This window comes from Pseudosporangium ferrugineum, from assembly GCF_003002065.1.
In the GTDB taxonomy this organism is placed as follows: Bacteria; Actinomycetota; Actinomycetes; order Mycobacteriales; family Micromonosporaceae; genus Actinoplanes; species Actinoplanes ferrugineus_A.
Genome location: NZ_PVZG01000004.1, coordinates 294,848 through 318,986 on the forward strand (window position 1 = coordinate 294,848; position 24,139 = coordinate 318,986).

A 24,139-nucleotide genomic window follows, 5' to 3' on the forward strand; every position below is an offset into this window, starting at 1 on the left:
GGCACGCCTTCAGAGGATGGCCACCGGGTTGGGTCGCAGGCTCACGCGTACGGGGGTGCCGGGCGTCAGCGCCGGGAGCCGGTCGGTGGCGACCTGGGCCACCACGAGCAGGTCCCCGACCGTGACCGTGACCTTGCTGATCGGGCCGAGAAAGCTCGTGGTCAGCACCCGCCCCTCCCCCCGCTCGTCCGGCGTGACCTGCACGGACTCCGGCCTGACCAGGGCCGTCACCGACGGCGATGCCGACGGGGAGATCATCGGCAGGCGGGCGCCGAGCACCTCGACCTCGTCGCCGGTGACCGTGCCGGGCAGGCGGTTGCTCAGCCCCACGAAGTCGGCGACGAACGGGGTCGCGGGCGTCAGGTAGACGTCGGCGGGCGCGGCGAGCTGCTCGAGCCGGCCCGCCCGCATGACGCCCACCCGGTCGGCGACCGCGAGCGCCTCCTCCTGGTCGTGGGTGACGAACAGCGTCGTCGTGCCGACCTCGGTCTGGATGCGGCGGATCTCGTCGCGCAACTGCACCCGTACCTTGGCGTCGAGGGCGGACAGCGGCTCGTCGAGCAGCAGCACGCTGGGCTCGATGGCCAGCGCCCGGGCCAGCGCCACCCGCTGCTGCTGGCCGCCGGAGAGCTGGTGCGGGTAGCGGTCGGCGAACTGGCTGATCCCGACGAGCTCGAGCATCTCCGCGGCCCGGCCCGCCTGCTTGGCCCGGCCCCGCAGCGACAGCCCGAAGGTGACGTTGGCCAGGGCCGTCAGGTGCGGGAAGAGGCTGTACGCCTGGAAGACCATCCCCATGTCGCGGCGGTTCGCCGGCAGCGCGGTGACGTCCCGGCCACCGACGAGGACCCGCCCGGCGTCCGCGTCCTCCAGGCCGGCCAGCACCCGCAGCGCGGTCGTCTTGCCGCAGCCGGACGGGCCGAGCAGGGCGACGAACTCGCCGGGCTCGATGGACAGGTCGAGGTCGTCGAGGGCGTGCACGGTGCCGAACGTGCGGCGCAGCCCGGTGAGTTGTACGGCGACGCCGGTCATGCGGCGGGCTCCTTGTGCGCAGTGGGTACGGGTACGGCCGCCTCGATCGCCGTGGCGGATCGCCGCCGCCGCCCGCCGATCAGGGACAGCATGAGCAGCAGCACGAACGCCAGGAGCAGCGCGGTCAGCGAGACGGCGACCGACATGGTGGCGCTGCTCTTGCCGAGGAAGTTGATCGCGACCTGGAGGTTCGTGCGGTTGAGCAGCGACGCGATGGTGTACTCGCCGAGCACCAGGGCGACGGTGAGGAAGGCCGCGGACAGCACCGCCGAGCGGATGTTGGGCAGCACGACCCGGATCATCACCGTGCCCCAGCCCGCGCCCAGGCTGCGGGCGGCCTCGGCGAGCGTCTTCACGTCGATCGCGGACAGGCCGGCGTCGATGGCGCGGTACGCGTACGGCAGCACGAGGATCGTGTACGCGAAGACGAGCGTCAGCGACGACCCGCCGAGGAAGTACGTGACCCACGCGTACACCGGTGCCAGCCCCACGACCAGGACGATCGCCGGAATCGTCAGCGGCAGCAGGCACAGGAACTCGATCAGGCGCCGCAGCCGGGGCAGCCGCAGCCGTACCCACACGGCGGTCGGCACGAGCAGCACCAGCATGAGCAGGGCGGTGAGCGCCGCCTGCGACAGCGACGCGACGATGCCCTCGGCCAGCGCCGGGTAGCGCTCGCTGAGCCGCGGCCAGTCCACCAGCAGCGGCCAGGTCTGCGGGTCACGCGTGGAGAACTCGACCATCGCGACGAACGGCAGCAGGAAGAAGACGCCGAGCACGGACAGCACGGTCCAGCGGAACACGCGCTGCCGGCGGGCCCGGCGGGCGATCACCCCAGCCATCGCGACGTCCTGGTTTGCAGCAGCGTGTAGAGCGCCATCACCACGGACACCACGACGACCATGCCGAGCGCCATCGCCTTGCCGACATTCTGCTGGCCGAGCAGCACCTCGCTGGTGAGTGCGCCGCGGATCTGCAGCGGCACGAGCGGGCTGCCCTGGCTGACCAGGGCGGCCGCGGTCGCGTACGCCGAGAAGCTGTTGGCGAACAGCAGCAGCGTGGAGCCGAGGAACGCGGGGCCGAGCAGCGGACCGGCGACCCGGGTCCAGTAGTGCCAGGTGGTGCCGCCGAGGCTCTCGGTCGCCTCCCGCCATTGCGGGCGGATGCCGTCGAGCGCGGGCAGGAACACGATGACCATGAGCGGGATCTGGAAGTACGTGTAGACCAGGGTCAGGCCGGGCAGCTCGAACAGCCACACGCCGTTGGCGTACAGGTCGATGCCGGCCGTGTCCCGCAGCCAGACGGTGACGAATCCGGAGAGGCCGATCGTCGCCAGGAAGGCGAACGCCAGCGTGACGCCGCCGAACTGGGCGAGCACGCCGGCCGCCGCGGTGACCGTCCGGCGCAGCAGGCCGTCCGGCTTCGCGGTCACCAGGGCGTACGCCAGCAGGGCTCCGAGGACGGCGCCGATGACGGCGCTCATCGCCGAGAGTGCGGTGCTGCGGCCGAACGCGTCGAGGACGTACCCGTTGCCGAGCGCCTCGACGTTGCCGAGGGTGAAGCCGCCCTCGTCGCCGGCGAACGCGCCGATGACCACGACCAGGGTGGGGATCACCAGGAAGACGGTCACGTACGCGAAGAAGGGAACCGTCCCGAGCAGGGCGGTGGCGCCCCGCAGGCGTGGCCGCCGGGCCACGCGCCGCGGGACGTCCGAGGCGACCTCAGCCAACGGCCTTGGCCCAGTTCGCCGCGAGGTACTCCTTGGCCTTGGCGGTCTGGTCCTCGGTGGGGATGACCGGGGTGCCCTCGACCTTCGGCAGCGCCGCGAACGCTGTCTTGTCGATCGTGCCGGCCTTCTCCATGGCCTGGGCCCGCACCGGGCGGGCACCGCCCTTGAGCCACAGGTTCTGGCCCTCGTCGGAGTAGAGGAACTCCTGCCACAGGCGCGCCGCCGCCGGGTGCGGGGCGTCCTTGTTGATGGCCTGCACGTAGTAGGAACCGAGGACAGTGCCGCCGGGCACGAACGTCTTCCAGGTCTTCAGCTTGGTGGCCTCGGACGCGTTCAGGTAGTCCCAGTCGAAGACGACCGGCGTCTGTCCGGACTGGATGGTCGCCGAGTCGGGGTCGACGGGCAGCAGGTTGCCGGCCTTCTTGAGTTTGCCGAAGAACTCGACGCCGGGCGCGATGTTCTCGACCGTGCCGCCGTTGGCCAGCGCGGCCAGCTGCACGCCGCCGAACGCGGACCCGGCCTGGGTGGGGTCGCCGTTGAGCGCGACCTTGCCCTTGTACTCCGGCTTGAGCAGGTCGGCGAGGCTCGCCGGGGCCGGCACCTTGGCGCTGTCGTAGCCGATCGACATGTAGCCGCCGTAGTCGTTGACCCAGGTGCCGGCGGGATCCTTGAGGTTGTCGGGGATGTCGGCGAAGGTGCTCACCTTGTAGGGCGCGAACCTGGCGACGTTGGCGATCGCCACCGAGCTGCCGAGGTCGAAGACGTCCGGTGCCTTGTCCTGACCCTTGAGCTGTTCCGCGGCGTTGATCTCGTCCTGGCTCGACCCGTCCGGCTGGGCCGAGTTCACCGTGATGCCGTACTTGTCGCCGAAGGTCTTGATGATCTCGCCGTAGTTCGCCCAGTTGGGCGGCAGGGCGATGACGTTGAGCCGGCCCTCGGCCCTGGCCGCCGCGACGAGCTTGTCGAGGCCGCCGAGGTCGGCGACGCTGGTCGCGCTCGCGGCGCTCGAGCCCGACGACCCGCTGTCCTTCTCGGGCGGCGAGCAGGCCGTGGTCGCGGCTATGGTGGCGACCGCCATCGTGACGGCCATCGTGCGGGAAAATGTACGCACCGCGGTTCCTCCCTCTGCGAACACCAGCCGGTGTGCGCTGAGTGATCATGAGAGCAGTTTCTGGACAGCGAACGTCCGCGAAGTGACGGCACGGCGACATACCCGCGCCGGTTCGATGGACTCCGCGAGTGGTTCCCTGGTGTTGCGGTGATCGTATAGGCCGGCACCATCGATGGATACAGCCGCGCGGAGATCGGTGATCACGGCGGCACCCTCCACTGTGTCCGGGGGCGGGCGCGGGCACCTTGCATTGACTGCCGACGATCAGGCAACTAGATTTCCCTCAACTCACCCATCGATGCGACTCCATGAACCGGTTCACCGAAAGGTTGATACTTCAACCTCTCCGCGACCACGAAGGGCTCGAATGGAGCTTCCTTTACACTTCTCGGTCCTCGGCCCGGTACGCGCCCGGTGCCACCTGACCGAGTTGGAGATCGGGCCACGACAACAGCGGCAGACACTCGCCGCACTGCTGCTCGGCAGCGGCTCCTTCGTCTCCGTCGATGAATTGATCTACGCCGTCTGGGGGGACCGGCCGTCCCGGTCGGCCGTCAATTCCCTGCGCATCTATGTCCACCGGCTGCGGGCGGCATTCGCGCCGTTCGCGCCGTCCCTGATCCGGTCCCTCGGCGGCGGCTACGAACTGGCCGGCGCCCACCATCTCGACCTGCGCGACCTCGAGGCCGGGCTGGAGGCCGCGGCAGCCGCCCGAGCTGCGGAAGAGCACGCCGAGGCGGTGACGCACACCCGCTCGGCCCTGGACCTGTGGCGGGGCCGCCCGCTCGCCGGCCTGGCCGGGGTCTGGGCGCAGGGGCAGCGACAACGCATCGAGAATCTGCGCCTGACGGCCATCGGCGACCTCGCCGCCGGCCTGTTGCGGCTGGGCCGGCCGGAATCGGTTATCGCCCTGGTCGGTACGACCATTTCCGAGCACCCGTTCGACGAGCGGGTCCGCGAGCTTCTGATGCTCGCTTTCCACCAAGCGGGCCGGACCGCCGAGGCCCTGCGGGTCTACCGTGAAACGCGGATCCTGTTCATCAACGAGCTCGGCATCGAACTCGGTCCCGGATTGCAGCGATTGCACCGACAGATGCTCGACCCCGACGCGTTCTCGCCGTCGCTGATCCCGGCCTTCCGGACCACCTGATCCGCCCTGGCGATAATCGCCCGTAAACGGGAAATAAATGCGCCATGGGCACGCTGAGGTCACGGCCCGACGACGACCGACAGCGAAGGTTCGACCATGAAAGTCTCGAACATCCATCTCTCGGCCCTGGGCTGCTGCCTGCCGGAGACCGTGGCCATCGAGCGGGCCGTCGAGAAGGGACTGATCGACGCCGAGGCGGCGGGGCGGTACGGCATCACCAGCGTCACCGACGCCGGCACCACCCCCGCGCCGGAGCTGGCCCTGCGCGCCACCCGCCAGGCCCTCGAGCGCGCCGGCGTCGCGGGTGCCGACCTCAGCCTCGTCCTGTACGTGAGCGTCTGGCACCAGGGCCCGCACGGCTGGTGCCCGCAGTACTACGTGCAACGCGGGATCGCCGCCTCCGCCGCCACCGCCGCCGAGGTGCGCCAGGGGTGCATGGGCATGTTCAGCGCGCTGGAACTCGGGGCCGCCCACCTCATGGCCGACCCGGGCCACACCACCGCCCTGCTCACCTCGGGCGACAACTTCAACTCCCCGCTGCTCGACCGGTGGAGGTTCAGCCCGCACTTCGTGATGGGCGACGGCGGCTGCGCCGCGGTGCTCGACCGGCACGACGGCTTCGCCCGGCTGCTGTCGGTCAACTCGGCGACCCTGCCCGAGTACGAGGCCATGCACCGCGACGCGGAGGCCCTCTTCCCGCCGGGCTCCACCAGCGGACGGCGCCTCGATTTCGCGGACAGCAAGAGGCGCTGGGTCGACGGTATGCTGGCGGGCGACGACGGCCCGCTGCGCCTGGTGGCCGCCCAGGACGAGCTGGTCTCCCGCACGCTGGAGGAGGCCGGCGTCGAGCTGGCGGACATCACCCGCGTCGGCTACGTCAACGGCTCCCGCGAACGGGTCGAGGGCCGGGCGATGATCCCGCTTGGCCTGCCGATGTCCAGGTCCACCTGGGAGCAGGGGCGCACGGTCGGCCACATGGGAGCGAGCGACCAGCTCGTGGCGCTGGAACACCTCGTGGCCACGGGCGAGCTCGGCCCGGGCGACCACTACCTGATGCTGGGCGTGGGACCGGGGCTCAACATCGCCTGCGCGCTGTTCGAGATGCTCCGCACGCCGGACTGGGCCCGCCGGTGACCGACCTGCGCGAGGAGTTCGGCCGGGCGTTCCCGCCGTCGGTCACCTCGGACCGCGACGGCTACACCCGCGACGACTGGGCGGTGCTCGCCCGCCACGGCCTGCTCGGTGCCTGCGTACCCGGAAAGCAGGGCGGCAGCGGGCTCAGCGCCGTGCGGACCGCCGAGCTGTACGAGACGGCGGCCGGATCGTGCCACGACACCGGGATGCTCTTCGCCGCCGCGGCGCACCTGTTCGCCTGCGCCATGCCGCTGTCCGCCTTCGGGACGACGCCGGTGCTCGGGCAGCGCCTCGCCGCCATGTGCGCGGGCGACCTCATCGCCGGCAACGCCATGACCGAGGCGGGCGCGGGCTCGGACACCTCCCGGCTGAGCACCACCGCGCGCCGCGTCGACGGCGGATACCTGCTCGACGGCGTCAAGTCCTGGGTCAGCAACGCGCCGGTGGCCGACGTCTACCTCGTCTACGCCACCACCGATCCGGCGGCCGGCCACCTCGGCATCACCGCGTTCCTCGTCGAGCGCGGCGACGTCGGCGTGTCCCCCGGGCCCGCTCACGACAAGACCGGCCTGCGCTCGTGCCCCGCCGGACCGCTGCGGCTGACCGGCTGCTTCGTCCCCGACGACCGGGTCGTGGGCCCGGTGGGCGGGGGCGCGGCGGTGTTCGCGCACTCGATGGCCTGGGAACGCGGCTGCCTCTTCGCCCTCTATCTCGGCCTGCAGCGCCGCCTGCTGGAACGCTGCACCACCCACGCCCGGGAGCGGCGCCAGTTCGGGCGCCCGATCGGCGAGTTCCAGGCCGTCGCGGACCGGATCGTCGGGATGCGGCTGCGGCTGGAGAGCGGCCGGCTGCTGCTGCACCGCGCCTGCGCGGCGCTGGACGCCGGCGACGACGACGCCGCTGTCCGGGCCGCCATGTCCAAGCTGGCCGTCTCCGAGGGCACGGTGGCCTCCGCCACGGACGCGGTGAACCTGCTCGGCGGCGCCGGCTACGTCCGGGGCGAGCCGGTGGAGCTCATGCTGCGCGACGCGCTGCCGTCGACGATCTTCTCCGGTACGTCGGACATCCAGCGCCGGGTGATCGCCCGGGACATGGCCCTGTGAACCTCCGCGACCTGGTGCCGCGCGCGGCACGCGTACGCCCCGGCGCCGTCGCGGTGGCGGACCTGACCGGCGCGCTCACCTACGCCGAGCTCGACGACCGGGCCGCCGAGGTGGCCGCCGCCCTCGCCGCCCGGGGACTGGGCCGCAGCGACCGGGTGGTGCTGTGGGGACAGAAGAGCGCCGAGCTGGTCGCCGTCATGCAGGCGGTGCTGCGGCTCGGCGCGGTCTACGTCCCGGTGTCGCCGATGAACCCGCCCGACCGGGTACGCCGCATCGCCGCGGACTGCGCCGCCGCCCTGCTCGTCACCGACCGGCCGGACGACCTGCCCGCGGGACCCCCGGCCGTCACGCCCGCCGGGCTGAGGTCCACGGCGCGCGTACCGCTCGTGCCCGTCGGGCCGGACGACCCCGTCTACCTCCTCTACACCTCCGGCTCGACCGGGATGCCCAAGGGGGTGGTGCTCACCGACCGCAACGCGACGGCCTTCGTCGAATGGGCGTACGCGACGACCGGCCTGCGGCCCGGGGACCGGCTGGCCAACCACGCGTCGTTCAACTTCGACCTGTCGGTGTTCGATCTGTACGCCGCGTTCCGGGCTGGCGCCCGCGTCCAGCTGATCCCCGAGACGCTGGGACAAGTGGCCCCGCTGCTGAACGACCTGATCGAGGACACCGGCATCACGGTCTGGTACTCGGTGCCCTCCGTGCTGATCCGGATGATGGACGCCGGGCTGCTCGACCGGGACCCGGGCACCCTGCGCTGCTGCGTCTTCGCCGGCGAGCCGTTCCCACCGGCCGCGGTGAGAAGGCTCCGGGCGGCCTGGCCCGGCGTGCGGATGTTCAACTGGTACGGCCCCACCGAGACCAACGTCTGCACCTCGTACGAGGTGACCGCCACCGATCTGCACCGCACCGGCCCGCTACCGATCGGCTCGGCCTGTTGCGGTGACACCGTCGAGCTGGCCCCCGACGGGGAGATCCTGGTCTCCGGGCCCACCGTGATGCCGGGCTACTGGGGCGGTCCGCGGCGCACCGGGCCGTACCGCACCGGGGATCTGGGCCGCCGGGACGCGGACGGCCTGCTGCACTTCCTCGGGCGCCGCGACGACCTCGCGAAGGTCCGCGGGCACCGGGTCGAGCCCGGCGAGATCGAGGTCGTGCTGGGCGAGCACGACGACATCGACCGGGCGGCGGTGCTGGTCGCCGGCTCCGGCCCGGACGCCCGCATCCACGCCGTGGTGCGCCCCCGCGCCGGGCGCGGCCCCGGCCTCGCGGAGCTGCGCAGCTTCTGCGCCGAACGGCTGCCGCTCTACATGCTCATCGACGAGCTGCACCTGGTCGACGCCCTGCCGGTCAACGCCAACGGCAAGCTCGACCGCGCCCGGCTCGCCGCCCACGTCCACCCCGGAGGGCCCCGATGACCGAGACGGACAGCCGGAGCTGGGACGCCTTCTGGCGGGACCTGGCCGCGGACGGCGACACCGCGCTGTGGGACTCCTCCGCCACCCTCGCCGCGGCCGAGCACCTCCGGCGGGCGTCGCCGCACCTCGACGCCACGCTGCCGCTGGTCGACCTCGGCTGCGGCAGCGGGCGGCAGACCCGCGAGTTCGCCCGCCGGTTCGCCCGCGTCCTCGGCGTCGACGTCGCGGAGCCCGCCCTGGCCATCGCCCGGCGCGAGCACGCGGCCCCCAACCTCGAGTACCGCCGCCTCGACCTGCTCGACCCCGGGGCCGTCGCCGGGCTGGCCACGGAGCTGGGCGACGCGAACGTCTACCTGCGGGGAGTGCTGCACCAGCTGCCGCCCGCCGGCCAGGACCGGGCCGTACGGGCGGTCGCGACCCTGCTCGGCACCCGGGGGCGCCTGTTCGCGCAGGAGCTGACCGACGTCACCACGTGGGCCGTGCACGACCTGCTCGCCGAGGGCGCCCCGCTGGACAAATTCACCCGGCTGGCCCGGCACTTCGGCTTCGGCGCCGCCGCGCCGCCGGTGCAGGGCCGCCAGCTCGACCGGCTGATCACCCGCAACGGCCTCCTGCGCCTGGTGGCCTCGGGTGACGACCGGCTGCACACCACCCAGCCCGGCCGCGACGGCACGCCCGTGACGCTGCCGACCGCCTGGGTGATCGCCGCCCCGGCCGCACCCACCGCACCCTGAGGAGGAAGGTCCCCATGCCGAGCACGACCGAGCAGACCGAGATGCGCGAGCGGGTCCTGGAGTTCATCCGTACGGAACTGGCCGTGGATCTCGGCACGATCGACGTCACCGAGACGACGCCGCTGCTGCAGGCCGGCATCCTCGACTCGCTGCGTACCGCGAAGCTGATCGCCTGGCTGCGCACGGAGATCGGCGTCCGCGTACCCCCGACCGCGATGACCGGCCCGAACTTCCGCGACGCCGGGACCATCGCCGACCTCGTCCTGAGCCTGCGCGCCACGGCCTGAACCGAACGATTGGGCGACTCCATGACTGTCACGACCGACCAGCAGTCCGGCTCCGACTTCGACATCGCCGTCATCGGCGGCGGCCCCGCCGGCTCGACCACGGCGTCCTACCTGGCGCGGGCCGGCCTGTCGGTCGCCGTCTTCGAGAGCGAGACGTTCCCCCGCGAGCACGTCGGGGAGTCGCTGGTGCCGGCCACCACGCCGGTGCTGATCGACATCGGCGCCATCGACAAGATCGAGGCCGCCGGCTTCCCGAAGAAGTACGGCGCGGCCTGGACCTCCGCCGGCGACGGCGGCGCCGACCCGCTCGGGTTCCAGGTGCACGAGCACGGCCTGGGCACCGCCGACGTGCTCTTCAACGAGCGCGAGCAGCTCGGCGTCGACCGCGACTACACGTGGCACGTCGACCGGGGGCAGTTCGACCTCATCCTGCTCAAGCACGCCGAGAGCCTGGGCGCTCAGGTGTTCTCCGGCGTACGCGTGCACTCGGTCGACTTCGCCGACCGCGACCGCCCGGTGGTGCGGATCGGGATGGGCCCGCACAAGAGTGACGTGCGCGTCCGGATGGTCGTCGACGCGAGCGGCCGCGGCACCCTGCTCGGCCGCCAGCTCAAGGTCAAGGTCCCCGACCCGGTCTTCAACCAGTACGCCGTGCACAGCTGGTTCGAGGGCCTGGACCGCACCGCGCTGGCGGACACCACCCAGCAGGCCGACTACATCTTCATCCACTTCCTGCCGCTCGAGGACACCTGGGTCTGGCAGATCCCCATCACCGAGACGATCACGTCGGTCGGCGTGGTGACCCAGAAGGCCCGGTTCCGCGAGAACAAGGACGACCTCGAGGGCTTCTTCTGGGACTCGGTGGCGAGCCGGCCCGAGCTGTTCAAGGCGCTCAAGGACACCGAGCGGGTGCGCCCGTTCAAGGCCGAGGGCGACTACAGCTACGGGATGCGCAAGGTGGCCGGCGACTCGATGCTGCTGGTCGGCGACGCGGCCCGGTTCGTCGACCCGATCTTCTCCAGCGGCGTGTCGGTGGCGATGAACAGCGCCCGGCTGGCGTGTGCCGACATCATCGCCGCCGCCGAGGCCGGCGACTTCCGGGAGCATCGCTTCGAAACGTACGTCGGCAAGCTGCGCCGCGGCGTCTCCAACTGGTACGAGTTCATCTCCATCTACTATCGCCTCAACATCCTGTTCACCGCATTCGTGCAGGATCCCCGCTACCGCATCGGTGTGCTCAAGCTGTTGCAGGGCGACGTCTACGACAACGAGGAGCCCACCGCGCTCGTCGCCATGCGGGAATTCCTGGCGGCCGTCGAGAACGACCCCACGCACCTGTGGCACGACCGGCTGGGCAACCTGCGCGTCTCCCAGGAATCCAAGTGCCTCTTCTGACTCCGGCACTGCGGTGCGAGGCCGTGCTGTTCGACCTGGACGGGGTGCTGGTCGACTCCGAGGGGCAGATCGCCGGCAACGTACGACTCTGGGCCGCCCGGCACGGTCTGGACCCCGCGCGGGTGCGGGACGCGGCGCACGGCCGTACCGTCGCCGACGTCGTCGCGGCCCTCACCCCGCACCTGGACCTGGCCGCCGAGCTGGCCGCGATCCGCGACCTGGAGCTGAGCAACGCCGGCAGTGCCGCGCCGATGCCGGGCGCCGCGGACCTGCTGGCCGCGCTCGCCGGCCGGCCGTGGGCCGTGGTGACCTCGACCGGCGCGGAGGTCGCCCGGCGGCGCTTCGCGGCGCTCGGCGTGCCCGCACCCGCCGTCCTCGTCGCCGCCGAGGACGTGACGGCCGGCAAGCCGCACCCGGAGGGCTACCTGGCCGCGGCCCGGGCCCTCGGCGCCGCCCCGGAGAACTGCGTCGTGTTCGAGGACTCCCCGGCGGGCGTCGCCGCCGGGCGGTCCGCCGGCGCCACGGTCGTCGGCCTGGGTGCGGCCGTACGCGGGGCGCCGCACTGGATCCCGGATCTCACCCACGTGACCGTCGGCGCCGGCCGCCGGATCATGATCTCGCTAGGTGGTGCATCGGCATGAAGCCGGAGAACGTCTTCCTGACCGGCCTCGGCTGCTGGATGCCGGCCGGGTACCCCGCGTCGGAGGCGGTCGCCGCCGGCCTCTACGACGCCACGGTCCACGCCGAGAGCGGCCTGCGCGAGGTGCGGGTCGCCGGCCCGGAGTCCCCGCCGGAGATGGCCGTACGGGCCGCCCGGGTGGCGCTCGGCCGCAGCGCGGGAGGCGCCCCGGCCATCGGGACCGTGCTGCACGGCGCGACGTTCTTCCAGGGGCCCGAGATGTGGTCGCCGGCCGCGTACGTCATGCGGGAGCTGGGCATCGAGGGGGCGGGCGGCACCGAGCTGCGCAACGGGTGCAACAGCATGCTCACCGGCCTCCAGCTGGCCGCCGCCCTGCTGCCGCACCAGCCCGCGGAGCGGCCGGACATCCTGCTGACCACGGCGGACAACTTCAACTCGCCGCTGTTCAACCGGTGGGACAGCGGGCCGATGGGCGTCATCGCCGCGGACGCCGCCAGCGCCGTCGTGGTCGGCGCGGCCGGCGGCTTCGCCCGCGTCGACGCGGTGGTGTCCCGGGTCTACCCCGAGTACGAGGGCATGGCCCGCGGCGACGAACCGCTGTTCCCGCCGACCGGCTCCGCGGGCCGGCGCATCGACACCGTCGGACGCGCCCAGCAGTTCACCGAGAACGCCAAGCGGGCCGGCGGAGTGAACCTCGCCGACGGCCTCGCGAAGGCCTGCTCCGACACGGCGCTCGCGGCGGTGGAGGAGGCCGGCATCAAACCCGGCGACCTGCGCTGGGTGCTCGTGCCCAACGGCGACGAGGCGACCACCCGCAACACCATGATGGACCCGCTCGGCCTGGACGTCTCCCGCTCGATGTGGGAGTTCGGCCGCGGCGTCGGGCACGCCTCGTCCAGCGACCAGTTCATCGCCCTCGACCACCTGCTGCACACCGGGCAGCTCGACGCGGGCGACCACGTGCTGCTCTTCGGCGGCGCCCCGGGATGGTCCGCCGTGGCCGTCATCCTCACCGTCACCGATCCGCAGCCCTGGACGACGACCCCGGCGGGAGGCAGCTCGTGAAGATCGCCATCGTGGGCATGGCGTGCGAATTCCCCGGCGCCGGAGACCTCGGCGCGTACTGGCGGCTCCAGCTCGACGGGGTGGACGCCACCACGGACGTCCCGCCCGACCGCTTCCCGATCGACGCCTTCCACGACCCGCGGCCGCGGACGCCCGGGCGCATCATCAGCCGGCGCGGCGGTTTCCTGCCGGACATCCGGGGCTTCGACGCCCAGTACTTCGGCGTCTCGGGCCGCGAGGCCGCCCACATGGACCCGCAACAGCGGCTGCTGCTGCACACCGCCGCCGCGGCGGTCCAGGACGCCGGCCTGACGATGGAGCAACTCGCCGGGAGCCGGACCGCGGTGGTCGTCGGGCAGCGCACGGCCGAGTACTGGGACCTGCTGCGGGCCGCGGAGACGCTGGACATCTACGCCAACGTCGGCACGTCGCGCAGCGTCCTCTCCGGCCGCCTGTCGTTCTTCTTCGACCTGCGCGGCCCGAGCACCTCCGTCGACACCGCCTGTTCGTCCTCGCTCGTGGCCGTGCACCAGGCCTGCGCCACGCTGCGCGCCGGTGAGGCGACCCTCGCCCTGGCCGGGGGCGTCAACCTGGTGCTCACCCCCGAGGAGAGCATCTCGTTCTCGCAGGCCGACATGCTCTCCGCGGACGGCCGGTGCAAGTTCGGCGCCGAGGACGCCGACGGCTTCGTCCGCAGCGACGGCGTCGGCGTGGTGGTCCTCAAGCCCCTCGACCGGGCCGAGGCCGACGGCGACCGGATCTACGCGGTCATCCACGGCTCGGCGGTCGAGAACGAGGGCCGCAGCAGCGGTTACCTGATGGCGCCGTCGGAGAGCGCCCAGCTCGAGGTGATGCGGCACGCCTGCGAGCGGGCCGGCATCGGAGCGGGCGCCGTTGGCCTGGTGGAAGCGCACGGCACCGGCACCCCCACCGGCGACCCGATCGAGCTGCGGGCGCTGGACGCCATGTACGGCACCGGCGCCGGACGCACCGCCGCGGACCCGCTGCTGGTCGGCTCGGTGAAGACGAACATCGGGCACACCGAGGCGGCCGCCGGCATCGCGGCGATCATCAAGGCGGCGCTGAGCGTCGCGCACGGCGTGGTCCCGCCCAGCCTGCACAGCGAGAAGCCGACCGGCGCGGTGGACTGGGACCGGGTGGCGCTCGCGATCCCGCAGGCGGCCCGGGAGTGGGGCACGGACGAGCTCCCCCGGTACGCCGCGGTCAGCTCCTTCGGCATCTCGGGCACCAACGCCCACGTGGTGCTCGGCGAGCACCGGCCCGCCACCCCGCGACCGCCCGCCGCCGGACCGCAACGGCCCCCGCACCTGCTGGCCCTGTCCGCGCAGACACCCGCGGCGCTGCGCGAGCTCGCCGCCGCCTACGCCGACCACCTCTCCCCCGGCGGCCCGGGGCACGGGCACGACCTGCGCGACGTCAGCTTCAGCACGCTCACCCGCAGCACCCACCACCGGCACCGGATGACCGTCCTCGCGCAGGACCACGACCACGCCGTGCGGCAGCTGCGCCGGGGCCGGCCGATCGTCGCGGCCCGCAGCGCCGCCTGGAAGACCGTCTTCGTCTTCCCCGGTCAGGGCTCCCAGTGGGCCGGCATGGGACGCGAGCTCCTGCGGACCTCCGCCGTCTTCCGCGAGGCCGTCGAGGAGTGCGACCGGCACGTACGCGCCGAGAGCGGCTGGTCGGTGGTCGAACGCCTGACCGGCGACGACGAGGCGACCTGGCCGATCGACGTGGTGCAGCCGCTGCTCTGGGCGGTCCAGGTCGGGCTCGCCGCCGTCTGGCGCTCGTGGGGCGTCCGGCCCGACGTCGTGATCGGCCACAGCATGGGTGAGGTCGCCGCCGCCTGCGTCGCCGGCGCGCTCAGCCCGGCCGACGCCGCCGCGGTGATCTGCCGCCGCAGTGCCCTGCTCACCCGGATCGCCGGCGCCGGGTCGATGGCCGCGGTCGACCTGTCCGCCGACGAGCTGCGCCGCGAGCTCGCCGGCGTACCGGACGTGGACGTCGCGGTGAGCAACGGCCCGCAGCGCACCATCATCTCGGGGCGTACGTCCGCGGTGGAGAAGGTGCTGGCCGGCCTGGCCGAGCGCGGGGTCACCGCCCGGATCGTCAAGGTCGACGTCGCCTCGCACAGCGGCCAGGTGGACCCGCTGCTGGACACGCTGCGCGAGGTCCTCGAGCCGATCCGTCCGGTGGCCGGGACCGTGCCGCTGCGGTCGACGGTCACCGGGGAGCTGGTGACCGGCGCGGAGATGGACGCCGGCTACTGGGTGCGCAACCTGCGCGACGAGGTCCGCTTCCACGCCGCCGTCGACGCCGAGACCGCCGGCACCGGGGCGAGCGCCGTCATCGAGATCAGCCCCCACCCCATCCTCAGCGCCGCGGTGAAGGAGTGCCTGCCCGAGGGGCGCGGCGCCGATCAGGTCGTGGCGTCGCTGCAGCGCGACACCGATGACATGACCGCGTTGCTGACCTCGGTGGCGACCCTGCACCAGGCCGGGTTCCCGGTACGGTACGAGGCCCTGTTCGACCCGCCGGGCACGTACGTGGGGTTGCCCCGCTATCCGTGGCAGCGCACCGCCTTCTGGCTCACCCCGGCCGGGCATCCGCTGCTGGGGGCGTACCGGGTCGACGACGGCGTCCACCGCTGGCAGGGCCCGATCGACCTGCGGCGCAACGCGTACCTGCTGGACCACCAGGTGCAGGGGCTGGTCATCCTGCCCGGCACCGCCTATCTGGAGCTCGCCGCGGCCGCCGCCGGCACCCTCGCCGGCGACGTCGTGGTCAGGGACGTCCGCTACGACAAGGCGCTCTTCATCACCGCCACCCGGCCACCGGTGCTGCGGGTGACGCTGTCCCCCGCCGAGCGGGGATGGAGCTTCGAGGTCGCCACCGCCGACGGCGACGCCTGGACCCGGCACGCGCACGGCCGGATCGAACCGGTGGCCGCCGGCGCCCGCATCACCGGACTGCCCGCGGACACCCCCGACCGGATCGCCGCGCGGGCCCCCGAGAGCTTCGACGGCGCCGAGTTCTACCGCCGGTTCGCCGCGCGCGGCAACGAGTGGCACGGCGTCTTCCGCGGCGTCTCGCAGGTGTGGCGCGGCGACGACGAGGCACTGGCCCGGGTCACCGTGCCGGCCGGCCTCGCCGAGTACGACCGGCACCACGTCCACCCGGCGGTCCTCGACGCCTGCGGGCAGATCCTCGCGGCCACCCTGCCCGGCACGACGGCCCCCGGCGACCAGCACGCCTTCATCCTGGGCTCCATCGACGCGTTCCGCCGGCACGCCCCGCTGACCGGCACGCTGCACAGCCACGTGGTCCGGCGCGACCTGACCGCCGACTCGTTCAGCGGCGACGTGGCCGTACGCGACGAGCACGGCAACCTGCTCGCCGAGTTCCTCGGGCTGCGGATCCGCTTCCTGCTGCGCCAGGAGGAGGAGCCCGCCGTGGACGACTGGCTCTACCGGCCACAGTGGATCCCGGCGCCACCGCCCGTCCCCGCGCCCGGCCCGGTCACCGGCGCGTGGCTGGTCCTCGCCGACGACGAGATCGCCCCGGCGCTCGGTGCGGCGGTCACGGTCCTCCCCGGCGACCGGTACGAGCGCACCGGCGACGCCACCTACCGCATCGACCCGTCCCGCCTCGACGACTACGCCCGGCTGCTGCACGAGACCCGCCGGGACCGGCCCGAGGGCATCGCCGCGGTGGTGCACCTGTGGAGCCTGCGGGCGGCGCAGCCGGTGGAGGGCGTACCGCTCGGGCTCGGCAGCGCGCTGCTGTTGGACCGGGCGCTGGCCCTCGCCCCCGGGGAACGCCTCCGGCTCGTGCTCGTCACCCGCGGCGCCGAGACCGTGAGCGCCGCGGACGGGGCGCCGGACCCGGAACAGTCGGCGGTGTGGGGCTTCGGGCGTACGGCCGCCAGCGAGCTGTCCGCCGTCCGGCACACCCTCGTCGACCTGGACCCGGCCGGCGGCACGGCGCAGGTGGAGGCGCTGCGCCGGGAGATCGAGGCGGCCGGCGCGGACGAGGACCAGATCGCGCTGCGGCCCGGCGTCCGGCACGTCCACCGGCTGCACCGCGCCGCCGCGCCGGCTCCCGGCCCGTCGCTTCCCCGGGCCGGCGGCCCGCCGGGCGCCGGGCAGGTGCGGATCGCCGCCGAGTTCGCCGGGGTACGGCCGGGCCGTCCCGGAGCCGACGTGGCCGGCGTGGTCACGGCCCTCGGCGCCGGGGTGCGCGGGCTGTGCGTGGGCGACCGCATCGTGGCGGCCGCCCCGGAACCGGCCGTGGACCTGCTCGCCGACCGGCGGCTCACCGTCGGAGTGCCCGCCGGGCTCGACCTCGCCGCCGCGGCCACCGTGCCGACCCCGTACCTGACCGCCTGGTACGCCCTCATCGAACTGGCCGCCCTCCGCGCCGGCGAGCGGGTCCTCATCCACGACGCCGCCGGCGGGACCGGCCTCGCCGCGATCCAGGTCGCCCGGCGGCAGGGCGCGGAGATCTATGCCACCGCCGGCACCGAGCGGCAGCGCGCACTGCTGCGCGCCATGGGGATCGCCCACGTCACCGACTCTGCGGGGGACTTCGCCGGGCCGCTGCTGGCCGCCACCCGCGGGGCGGGGATGGACGTCGTCCTGAGCGCGCTCGACGGGGACGCCGCCGGACGGAACATCGAGGTGCTGGCCCCGTACGGTCGCTGTGTCGATCTGGCCGGGACCCGCCCGGCCGGACTGCACGCCCTGCCCGCCAACGCGTCCTACCGGGTCCTCGACGTCGACGACCTGCGCCGGTCGCGGCCGGGACTCGCCGGCGGCCTGCTCGACCGGGTGCTGCGGCTGATCGCGGCCGGCGAGCTCGCCCCGCTGCCCGCGGCGGACCGGCCGGACGGCGACCCGGTCGGCCCGGTCGTCCTCGACCTGCGCGCCGCCGCGCCGCAACGGCCCGCGCCCACACCGGCGCCGCCGTCGACCCGGATGCGGCCGGACGCCACCTACCTGGTGACCGGCGGCGCGGGCGGGATCGGCGCCGGACTGGCCCGCTGGCTCATCTCCCGCGGCGCCCGGCACCTGCTGCTCACCGGCCGCTCCCTGCCCACCCCCGGCGGCGACGTCGCCCGGCTCCTGGACGAGCTGCGCGTCCACGGCGCCGACGTGCGGTACGCCCCCGTGGACGCGGCCGACGAGCAGTCGATGCGCCGGCTGATCGACCACCGCCGGGCGGCGGGCCGGCCGCCGGTCCGCGGCGTCTTCCACACCGCCGGCGTCTTCCTCTACCAGCCGATCGCCGACACCACCCTGCGCGACCTGCAGACGGTACTGCGGCCGAAGGCGGCCGGCGCGCGGGTCCTCGACCGGCTCTTCGACGAGGCGCTCGACCACTTCGTGCTCTTCTCCTCCGGCAACGCGCTGCTGGCCTCGCCGCACGTCGCGGCGGGGGCGGCGGCCAACGCGGCCCTCGACGCCGTGGCCCGGGGCCGGCGCCGGCGCGGGCACCGGGCGCTCGCGGTGAACTGGGGATTCTGGACCGACGCGGGCATGGCCGCGCGGGCCGGCGCCGACCTCGGCCGGGACCTCGTCCCGCGGGGCATGAGCGGGTTCACCTCGGCGGCCGGCTTCGCGGTACTGGACCGCCTCCTGGCCACGGACGCCCCGGACACCGTGGTGATGCCGGTCGACTGGGCGGCGTGGCGGGCGGCCCACCCGGACGCGGCCGCCTCCCCGTTCCTGCGCGACGTCACCGGCACCGCACCCTTTTCCGCCGCGCCGCCGCCTCACGCCGCGCCGCCGCCTCACGCCGCGCCGCCGCCGGTCCCGGTCCCGGTCGTCGCCACGGTGCCGGCACCGCCCGCCCCGGCGGCCGCCGAGGGGCCGCGGACCTTCCTCGACGAGGTCGCCGCGATCCTGCGCGTCGACGCCGCCCACCTCGACCCCGACCGCGACCTGACCAGCCAGGGCCTCGACTCGCTGATGGCGGCCCAGCTCCGCCGGCAGGTGCAGCGCTCCCACGGGGTGCTGCTGCCGGTCGGCCGGATCCTCAGCCACACGACGCTCGGTGAGCTGGCCGGCCAGCTCGACGAGGCCCACTGACCACCGGAGCCCGCCGTGACCACCGGCCAGACCACGACACTGCTCGTCGCCCTCGCCGTCATCGTCCTGCTCTCCTACGCCGCCGGCGCGGTGGCCCGCCGCCTCGGTCAGCCGCCGGTCATCGGCGAGGTCGCCCTCGGCGTCCTGCTCGGACCTACCCTGCTGCACGGCGCGATCTCGGACGCCGTCTTCCCCACCGACATCCGCCCGTTCCTCGGTGCCCTTGCCAACATCGGCGTGGCCCTGTTCATGTTCACCGTCGGCGCCGAGCTGGACGCGATGCTGCTACGCGGCCGCAAGCTCGTGACCGGCACCGTCGCGTCCGGCTCGATCGCCCTGCCGTTCGCGCTGGGCAGCGTGCTGGCCCTGCACCTGTTCGACGACCATCCGACCGGGAACCGGACGGCGTTCATGCTCTTCATGGGCGCCGCCATGTCGGTGACCGCCTTCCCCGTGCTGGCCCGCATCCTCACCGACCGGGGCATGAGCCGCACGTGGCTCGGCAACGTCGCCCTGGCCTGCGCCTCGATCGACGACGTCCTGGCCTGGACCCTGCTCGCCGTCGTGGTCGCGATCGGCGGCGAGGGCGCCGGGTCGCAGTGGCTGCTGCTTCTCTTCGTCCCGTACGTGACGATCATGGTGACCGCCGTCCGGGCCGGCCTGCACCGGCTCCTGTCGTGCCCCCGCGTCCTGCGCTCGCGGCAGCCGGTGCCGCTGGTGATCACGCTGGTGGGCCTGCTCCTCTCGGCGGCCTTCACCGAGTGGATCGGACTGCACTTCATCTTCGGCGCGTTCCTCTTCGGCGCGATCATGCCCCGCGCCGCCGGTGACCCGGTCTCCGCCAGGATCTCGCACCTCAACGGCATCCTGCTGCTGCCGATCTTCTTCATCGTGGCCGGTCTCAAGGTGAACCTGTCCGGCATGACCGGCGCGGACGTCGTCGACCTCGGCCTCATCCTGACGGTCGCCATCGGCGGCAAGTTCCTCGGCGCCTTCGCCGGCGCCCGCCTCAACGGCATGCGCGCCCGCCCGGCCGCCGCGCTGGCCGTGCTGATGAACACCCGCGGCCTGACCGAGCTGATCATCCTGACCGTCGGCCTCCAGCTCGGCGTCCTGGACGGCCGGCTCTACTCGTCGATGGTCATCATGGCCCTGGTCACCACGGCCCTGACCGGACCGCTGCTGCAGCTGCTCTACCCGACGCCCACCCCGGGTTCCGCGGACGAGACCCCCGCCACCGCCTCGAAAACGGGTCGGTGAGGCGTCGCCCCGCACGGTACAGTCCCCTGGCTCAACCGGCGATCGCCGGCACCATCCACAGGACAGGAACGTTCGTGCGAGGCATTCTCCCCAAGGTCGCGTCCATCACGCTGGTCGCCGCGGCGATGACACTCGCCGGCTGCCAGAACGACAAGGCCGGGACGACGCCGCCCGCCGGGCCCGCGGCACCCACCGGCAACGGGGTCGCGGCCCTGACGGCGGACGAGATCCTGCAGCGGGCGACCGGCGCGCTCAAGGCCGCGAAGGCCTACCACGCCGAGGGCGACATCGACCTGGACGGGCAGCCCACCGGCATCGACCTCACCGTCGACGGCGAGAACTTCACCGCGTCCCTGACCTCGGGCAAGGCGAAGGTCGACCTGCTCGACGTGGACGGGAAGCGCTACATGCGGCCGAACGAGCAGTTCTGGGCGACCGCGATGGACGCTCCGAAGGCCAAGCTGCTGGCGAAGGTGATCGGCGACCGGTGGGTCACCGCGGCCGAGGGGGACCAGTCGTTCGCCGAGCTGTTCAGCATCGGCTCGGCCGAGGAGTTCCTCAAGCCCACCGGCACCCTGACCAAGGGTACGGAGAAGCAGATCGGCGGCGTGCCCGCGATCGCGCTCGAGGACCAGCAGGCCACGCTCTACATCGCCACCACCGGGGAGCCGTACCCGCTGCGGATCGGCGGCAAGGACGGCGCCTCGCAGGTGCTGTTCAGCGACTTCAACGCGCCGGCGAAGCCCATCGAGCCCCCGGCCCCGGCGCAGGTCATCGACCTGGGCGCGCTGTCCGGCAAGTAGGCTCCGGCCGGGGCGCCACAGATCGTTCAACATCGATTAGCATCGGGCCATGCGACGTCGCGTGGTGACCGTACTACTGTCCGTTCTGGCCCTGCTCGGCCCGGCCGTCGCCGGGTTCGCCGCGCCCGCGGGGGCCGGTGCCGGGGACGACCTGGCCGACCGGCTCCGGGCCCTTCCCGGGATGACGATCGTGTCGGAGAGCGCCCCGACCGGCTACCGGTTCTTCGTGCTCTCCTACCGGCAGCCGGCCGACCACCGCGACCCCGCGGCCGGCACCTACGAGCAGCGCCTCACCCTGCTGCACCGCGCCACCGACGCGCCGGTCGTGCTCGCCACCGGCGGGTACGGGCTGGCGGCGCGGCCCTCGCCGTCGCGCACCGAGCCCACGAACCTGCTCGACGGCAACCAGGTGTCGGTGGAGCACCGGTTCTTCACCCCGTCCAGACCCGCGTCCGCCGACTGGTCGGACCTGGACATCTGGCAGGAGGCCACCGACGAGCACCGCATCGTGCAGGCGCTCCGGACCATCTACACCGGACGGTGGATCCAGACCGGTGCCAGCAAGGGTGGGATGACCTCGGTGTACCACCGCCGGTTCTATCCGGAGGACGTCGACGGCGTGGTCGCGTACGTGGCCCCGGACGACACCCTCAACGACGTGGACGGCGCCTACGACGAGTTCTTCCGGACCGTGGGTGACGCCGATTGCCGGAGCGCACTCAACGGCGTACAGAAGGAGGCGCTGAAGCGTCGCGACCGGCTGGTGCCCCTCCTGGTCGCGGACGCCGCCGCCAACGGGTGGACGTTCACCCGGACCCTCGGCACCGCCGACCGGTCGTTCGAGATGGCCGTGCTCGACACGGTGTGGGCCTTCTGGCAGTTCTCGTCGGCCGCCGACTGCCCGTCGGTGCCGGCCGCCACCGCCTCCGACGCGGAGCTCTACGCCTGGATCGACTCGGTCGCGGGCTGGTCGTTCTACACCGATCAGGGGCTGGAGTACTACTGGCCCTACTACTACCAGGCCGCCACCCAGCTCGGCTGGCCGAGCCTGCGCTTCGCGCACCTGCGCGGCCTGCGCCACTACCCCGGCCTCTACACGGCCAACTCCTCCCTCCCGCCGGAGCTGCGCTCGCCGCACGACCCGCGGCCGATGATCGACGTCCACGCCTGGGTGCGCACCCGGTCGACCCGGATGATGTTCGTGTACGGCGAGAACGACCCGTGGGGCGCCGAGCGCTTCGCCCCGAGCCGCCACGACTCCCGCCTGTACGTGGCGCCGGGCAGCAACCACGGCGCGAACATCTCCCGGCTGACCCCGGCCGACAACGCCGAGGCCGTCGCCACCCTGCGCCGCTGGGCGGGGCTGCCGGCCGCCGAGGGCACGCCGCAGGCCCGCCGGTCCGCCTCCCTGCCGTTCGACGACATGCTCCCGCCGCGGCGCGGAGCTATGCCAGCTGTGCGCGGATGAGCCGTTCGACGATGTCGCCGAGGTTCGCGGGGATGTCGCGGCCGGCGCTCAGGTAGCGACGCACCGCGGCGTAGGGCACGTCGATCACGACGAGGAGCAGCTCCGCCGTCTCGCGGCCGGTCTCCGCCCGGAGGCCGGCCAGCAGGCGGCGGACGTGCCGGTCCCAGCGGGCCTGCCCGGCCTCGCGCCGCTCCCGGCTCTCCGGCGACCAGGAGGTGGGCTCGAAGGCGCCGAGGCCGGCCAGCAGCACCCGGGCGTCGGCCGGATGGGCGCGGCACCAGGCGACGGTGTGGCGGCCGAGAGCGGCGGCCGCGGCAACCGGTTCGCCGGCGAAGTGCTCCTCCAGCTCGGCGTGGAAGCCTTCCACGGCGCGGTTCCAGACGGCGGCGAGCAGCGCCGCGCGGGTGGGAAAGCGGTGGTAGACGGAGCCGCTGGAGACGCCGGCCTCCCGGATCACGCCGGCGATGGTGATGGCGTCCGCGCTGCCGGCGACGAGCAGCCGCACCGCCGCGTCGAGGATCGCCGACGTGTCGTGGACGAGGCGGGGCATGGGTTGAAGATACCGAACCCGGCTTCTAGAGTTCTCTCTCTAGAGAGATTCCTCTCCTCGAGTCGGGAGCGCGCCATGCAGAGCCTCGTCCTCACCGGTCCCCGCAGCCTGCAGTGGCAGGACCGGCCGGCGCCCGTCCTGTCCGCGGACACCGACGCCCTGGTGCGGCCGATCGCCTCGGCGGCCTGCGACCTCGACCGCTGGATCGTGCGGTCGCCGGCGCCGTTCGCGCCGCCCTTCGCCCTCGGCCACGAGGCCGTCGGCGAGATCGTCGAGCTCGGCGCCGGCGGCTCCGGGCTCCGAACCGGCCAGCGGGTGGTCGTTCCCTGGCACATCAGCTGCGGCACGTGCGACAACTGCCGGCGCGACCTTCCGGGTACGTGCGCCACGGTGCCACCCCTCGCGTCGTACGGCACGAGCGCCGGCGGCCACTGGGGCGGACTCTTCGACGACCTGGTACGGGTGCCGTGGGCGGCGTACAACCTCACGCCGCTGCCACCGGGCGTGGACCCGTTCCTGGCCGCCTCGGCCGCCGACAACCTCACCGACGCGTTCCAGGCCGTACGGCCGGTCCTCACCGAGCGGCCCGGGGCCGAGGTGCTCGTCGTCGGTGGCACCCCCAGCCTCGGGCTGCTGGTGGTGCTGAGCGCCGCCGCGCTGGGGGCCGGGAGCGTCACCTACCTCGACGTCGACCCGCGGCGGTGCGCCGTGGCCGCCGCCGCGGGCGCGACCGTCGTGGCCGCCGACGCGTACCCCGAACGGCTCGACGGCACGTTCGACCTGGTCGTGGACGCGTCCGCGACGACGAAGGGCTTCGGCTGCGCCGTACGGTCCACCCGCCCCGGCGGCACCTGCGTCATCCGGTCCATCTACTTCACCGAGGTGCGCCTGCCGTACTTCGACCTCTACTCCAGGGGCATCACCCTCGTCACGGGGCCGCCGCACGCCGGCCCGCACGTACCCGATGTCCTGAAGCTGATGGGCGACGGCGCGCTCGACCCCGCACCGATGCTGTCCGGCCCGTACGACTACGCCGACGCGGCGGAGATCCTGCTGGACCCGCCCCCGGCCAAGCCGGTCTTCACCCGCTGACCGCCGCAGCCGGGATCCGGCAGAACCACGATCCCGGGGCGGCCGTCCGGCATGATCCGCC

19 protein-coding genes are annotated in these 24,139 nt (G+C 73.5%); 14 read left to right on the top strand and 5 right to left on the bottom strand.

The window, feature by feature from the left end:
* Nucleotides 1–9 precede the first annotated feature (9 nt).
* The 4 genes from CLV70_RS11015 to CLV70_RS11030 are packed head-to-tail and all read right to left on the bottom strand — an operon-like array spanning nt 10 to nt 3,848.
* Nucleotides 10–1,029: an ABC transporter ATP-binding protein gene (locus CLV70_RS11015; RefSeq protein WP_106126318.1), complete on the bottom strand. Its 1,020-nt coding sequence runs from the start codon at nt 1,027–1,029 to the stop codon at nt 10–12.
* On the bottom strand, nt 1,026–1,871 hold the full coding sequence (locus tag CLV70_RS11020; RefSeq protein ID WP_106126319.1) for an ABC transporter permease: 846 nt from the start codon (nt 1,869–1,871) through the stop codon (nt 1,026–1,028). Before CLV70_RS11020 ends, CLV70_RS11015 begins: the two co-directional genes overlap by 4 nt.
* The gene (locus tag CLV70_RS11025; protein ID WP_211303727.1) at nt 1,859–2,758 is read right to left on the bottom strand and encodes an ABC transporter permease; all 900 of its coding nucleotides are present in this window, start codon (nt 2,756–2,758) and stop codon (nt 1,859–1,861) included. Before CLV70_RS11025 ends, CLV70_RS11020 begins: the two co-directional genes overlap by 13 nt.
* On the bottom strand, nt 2,751–3,848 hold the full coding sequence (locus tag CLV70_RS11030; protein ID WP_106126321.1) for an ABC transporter substrate-binding protein: 1,098 nt from the start codon (nt 3,846–3,848) through the stop codon (nt 2,751–2,753). The genes CLV70_RS11025 and CLV70_RS11030 overlap by 8 nt, the downstream gene beginning before the upstream one ends.
* A gap of 451 nt (nt 3,849–4,299) precedes the next feature.
* Here CLV70_RS11030 and CLV70_RS11035 point away from each other — a divergent pair, with 451 nt between their 5' ends.
* The 13 genes from CLV70_RS11035 to CLV70_RS11095 all read left to right on the top strand — a co-directional run bounded on the left by CLV70_RS11035 (nt 4,300) and on the right by CLV70_RS11095 (nt 22,436).
* A complete protein-coding gene (locus CLV70_RS11035) occupies nt 4,300–5,019 on the top strand; it encodes an AfsR/SARP family transcriptional regulator (RefSeq protein ID WP_158277747.1) in 720 nt (239 codons plus the stop codon).
* A gap of 96 nt (nt 5,020–5,115) precedes the next feature.
* The gene (locus CLV70_RS11040; RefSeq protein WP_106126323.1) at nt 5,116–6,153 is read left to right on the top strand and encodes a ketoacyl-ACP synthase III family protein; all 1,038 of its coding nucleotides are present in this window, start codon (nt 5,116–5,118) and stop codon (nt 6,151–6,153) included.
* The gene (locus CLV70_RS11045; RefSeq protein ID WP_211303728.1) at nt 6,150–7,256 is read left to right on the top strand and encodes an acyl-CoA dehydrogenase family protein; all 1,107 of its coding nucleotides are present in this window, start codon (nt 6,150–6,152) and stop codon (nt 7,254–7,256) included. The genes CLV70_RS11040 and CLV70_RS11045 overlap by 4 nt, the downstream gene beginning before the upstream one ends.
* Nucleotides 7,253–8,677 (top strand): AMP-binding protein, encoded by a 1,425-nt coding sequence (locus CLV70_RS11050; protein ID WP_106126324.1) that lies wholly within the window; start codon nt 7,253–7,255, stop codon nt 8,675–8,677. The genes CLV70_RS11045 and CLV70_RS11050 overlap by 4 nt, the downstream gene beginning before the upstream one ends.
* Nucleotides 8,674–9,411 carry a class I SAM-dependent methyltransferase gene (locus CLV70_RS11055; RefSeq protein WP_106126325.1) on the top strand — a complete coding sequence of 246 codons (738 nt, stop codon included), beginning with the start codon at nt 8,674–8,676 and terminating at the stop codon, nt 9,409–9,411. Before CLV70_RS11050 ends, CLV70_RS11055 begins: the two co-directional genes overlap by 4 nt.
* A gap of 14 nt (nt 9,412–9,425) precedes the next feature.
* Nucleotides 9,426–9,698, top strand: coding sequence for an acyl carrier protein (locus CLV70_RS11060; RefSeq protein ID WP_106126326.1), 273 nt, complete (start codon nt 9,426–9,428; stop codon nt 9,696–9,698).
* Nucleotides 9,699–9,719: 21 nt separating this feature from the next.
* Nucleotides 9,720–11,093 (top strand): NAD(P)/FAD-dependent oxidoreductase, encoded by a 1,374-nt coding sequence (locus tag CLV70_RS11065; RefSeq protein WP_106126327.1) that lies wholly within the window; start codon nt 9,720–9,722, stop codon nt 11,091–11,093.
* The gene (locus CLV70_RS11070) at nt 11,081–11,734 is read left to right on the top strand and encodes an HAD-IA family hydrolase (RefSeq protein ID WP_245908161.1); all 654 of its coding nucleotides are present in this window, start codon (nt 11,081–11,083) and stop codon (nt 11,732–11,734) included. Before CLV70_RS11065 ends, CLV70_RS11070 begins: the two co-directional genes overlap by 13 nt.
* Complete coding sequence (locus CLV70_RS11075) at nt 11,731–12,798, top strand: ketoacyl-ACP synthase III family protein (RefSeq protein WP_106126328.1); 1,068 nt, start codon at nt 11,731–11,733, stop codon at nt 12,796–12,798. Before CLV70_RS11070 ends, CLV70_RS11075 begins: the two co-directional genes overlap by 4 nt.
* Nucleotides 12,795–18,905 carry a type I polyketide synthase gene (locus CLV70_RS11080; RefSeq protein ID WP_158277748.1) on the top strand — a complete coding sequence of 2,037 codons (6,111 nt, stop codon included), beginning with the start codon at nt 12,795–12,797 and terminating at the stop codon, nt 18,903–18,905. Before CLV70_RS11075 ends, CLV70_RS11080 begins: the two co-directional genes overlap by 4 nt.
* 15 nt (nt 18,906–18,920) lie before the next feature.
* Nucleotides 18,921–20,165: a cation:proton antiporter gene (locus tag CLV70_RS11085; protein WP_106126330.1), complete on the top strand. Its 1,245-nt coding sequence runs from the start codon at nt 18,921–18,923 to the stop codon at nt 20,163–20,165.
* Between the two features lie 74 nt (nt 20,166–20,239).
* Complete coding sequence (locus CLV70_RS11090) at nt 20,240–20,968, top strand: hypothetical protein (protein ID WP_106126331.1); 729 nt, start codon at nt 20,240–20,242, stop codon at nt 20,966–20,968.
* A gap of 49 nt (nt 20,969–21,017) precedes the next feature.
* Complete coding sequence (locus tag CLV70_RS11095; RefSeq protein WP_106126332.1) at nt 21,018–22,436, top strand: S28 family serine protease; 1,419 nt, start codon at nt 21,018–21,020, stop codon at nt 22,434–22,436.
* Here the strand turns inward: CLV70_RS11095 and CLV70_RS11100 are convergent.
* Nucleotides 22,414–22,986 (bottom strand): TetR/AcrR family transcriptional regulator, encoded by a 573-nt coding sequence (locus tag CLV70_RS11100; RefSeq protein ID WP_106126333.1) that lies wholly within the window; start codon nt 22,984–22,986, stop codon nt 22,414–22,416. The genes CLV70_RS11095 and CLV70_RS11100 overlap by 23 nt on opposite strands.
* A 75-nt stretch (nt 22,987–23,061) precedes the next feature.
* On the opposite strand from CLV70_RS11100, the gene CLV70_RS11105 reads away from it, so the two are divergent.
* A complete protein-coding gene (locus CLV70_RS11105; protein WP_106126334.1) occupies nt 23,062–24,078 on the top strand; it encodes a zinc-dependent alcohol dehydrogenase in 1,017 nt (338 codons plus the stop codon).
* The last annotated feature ends 61 nt before the right edge of the window (nt 24,079–24,139 follow it).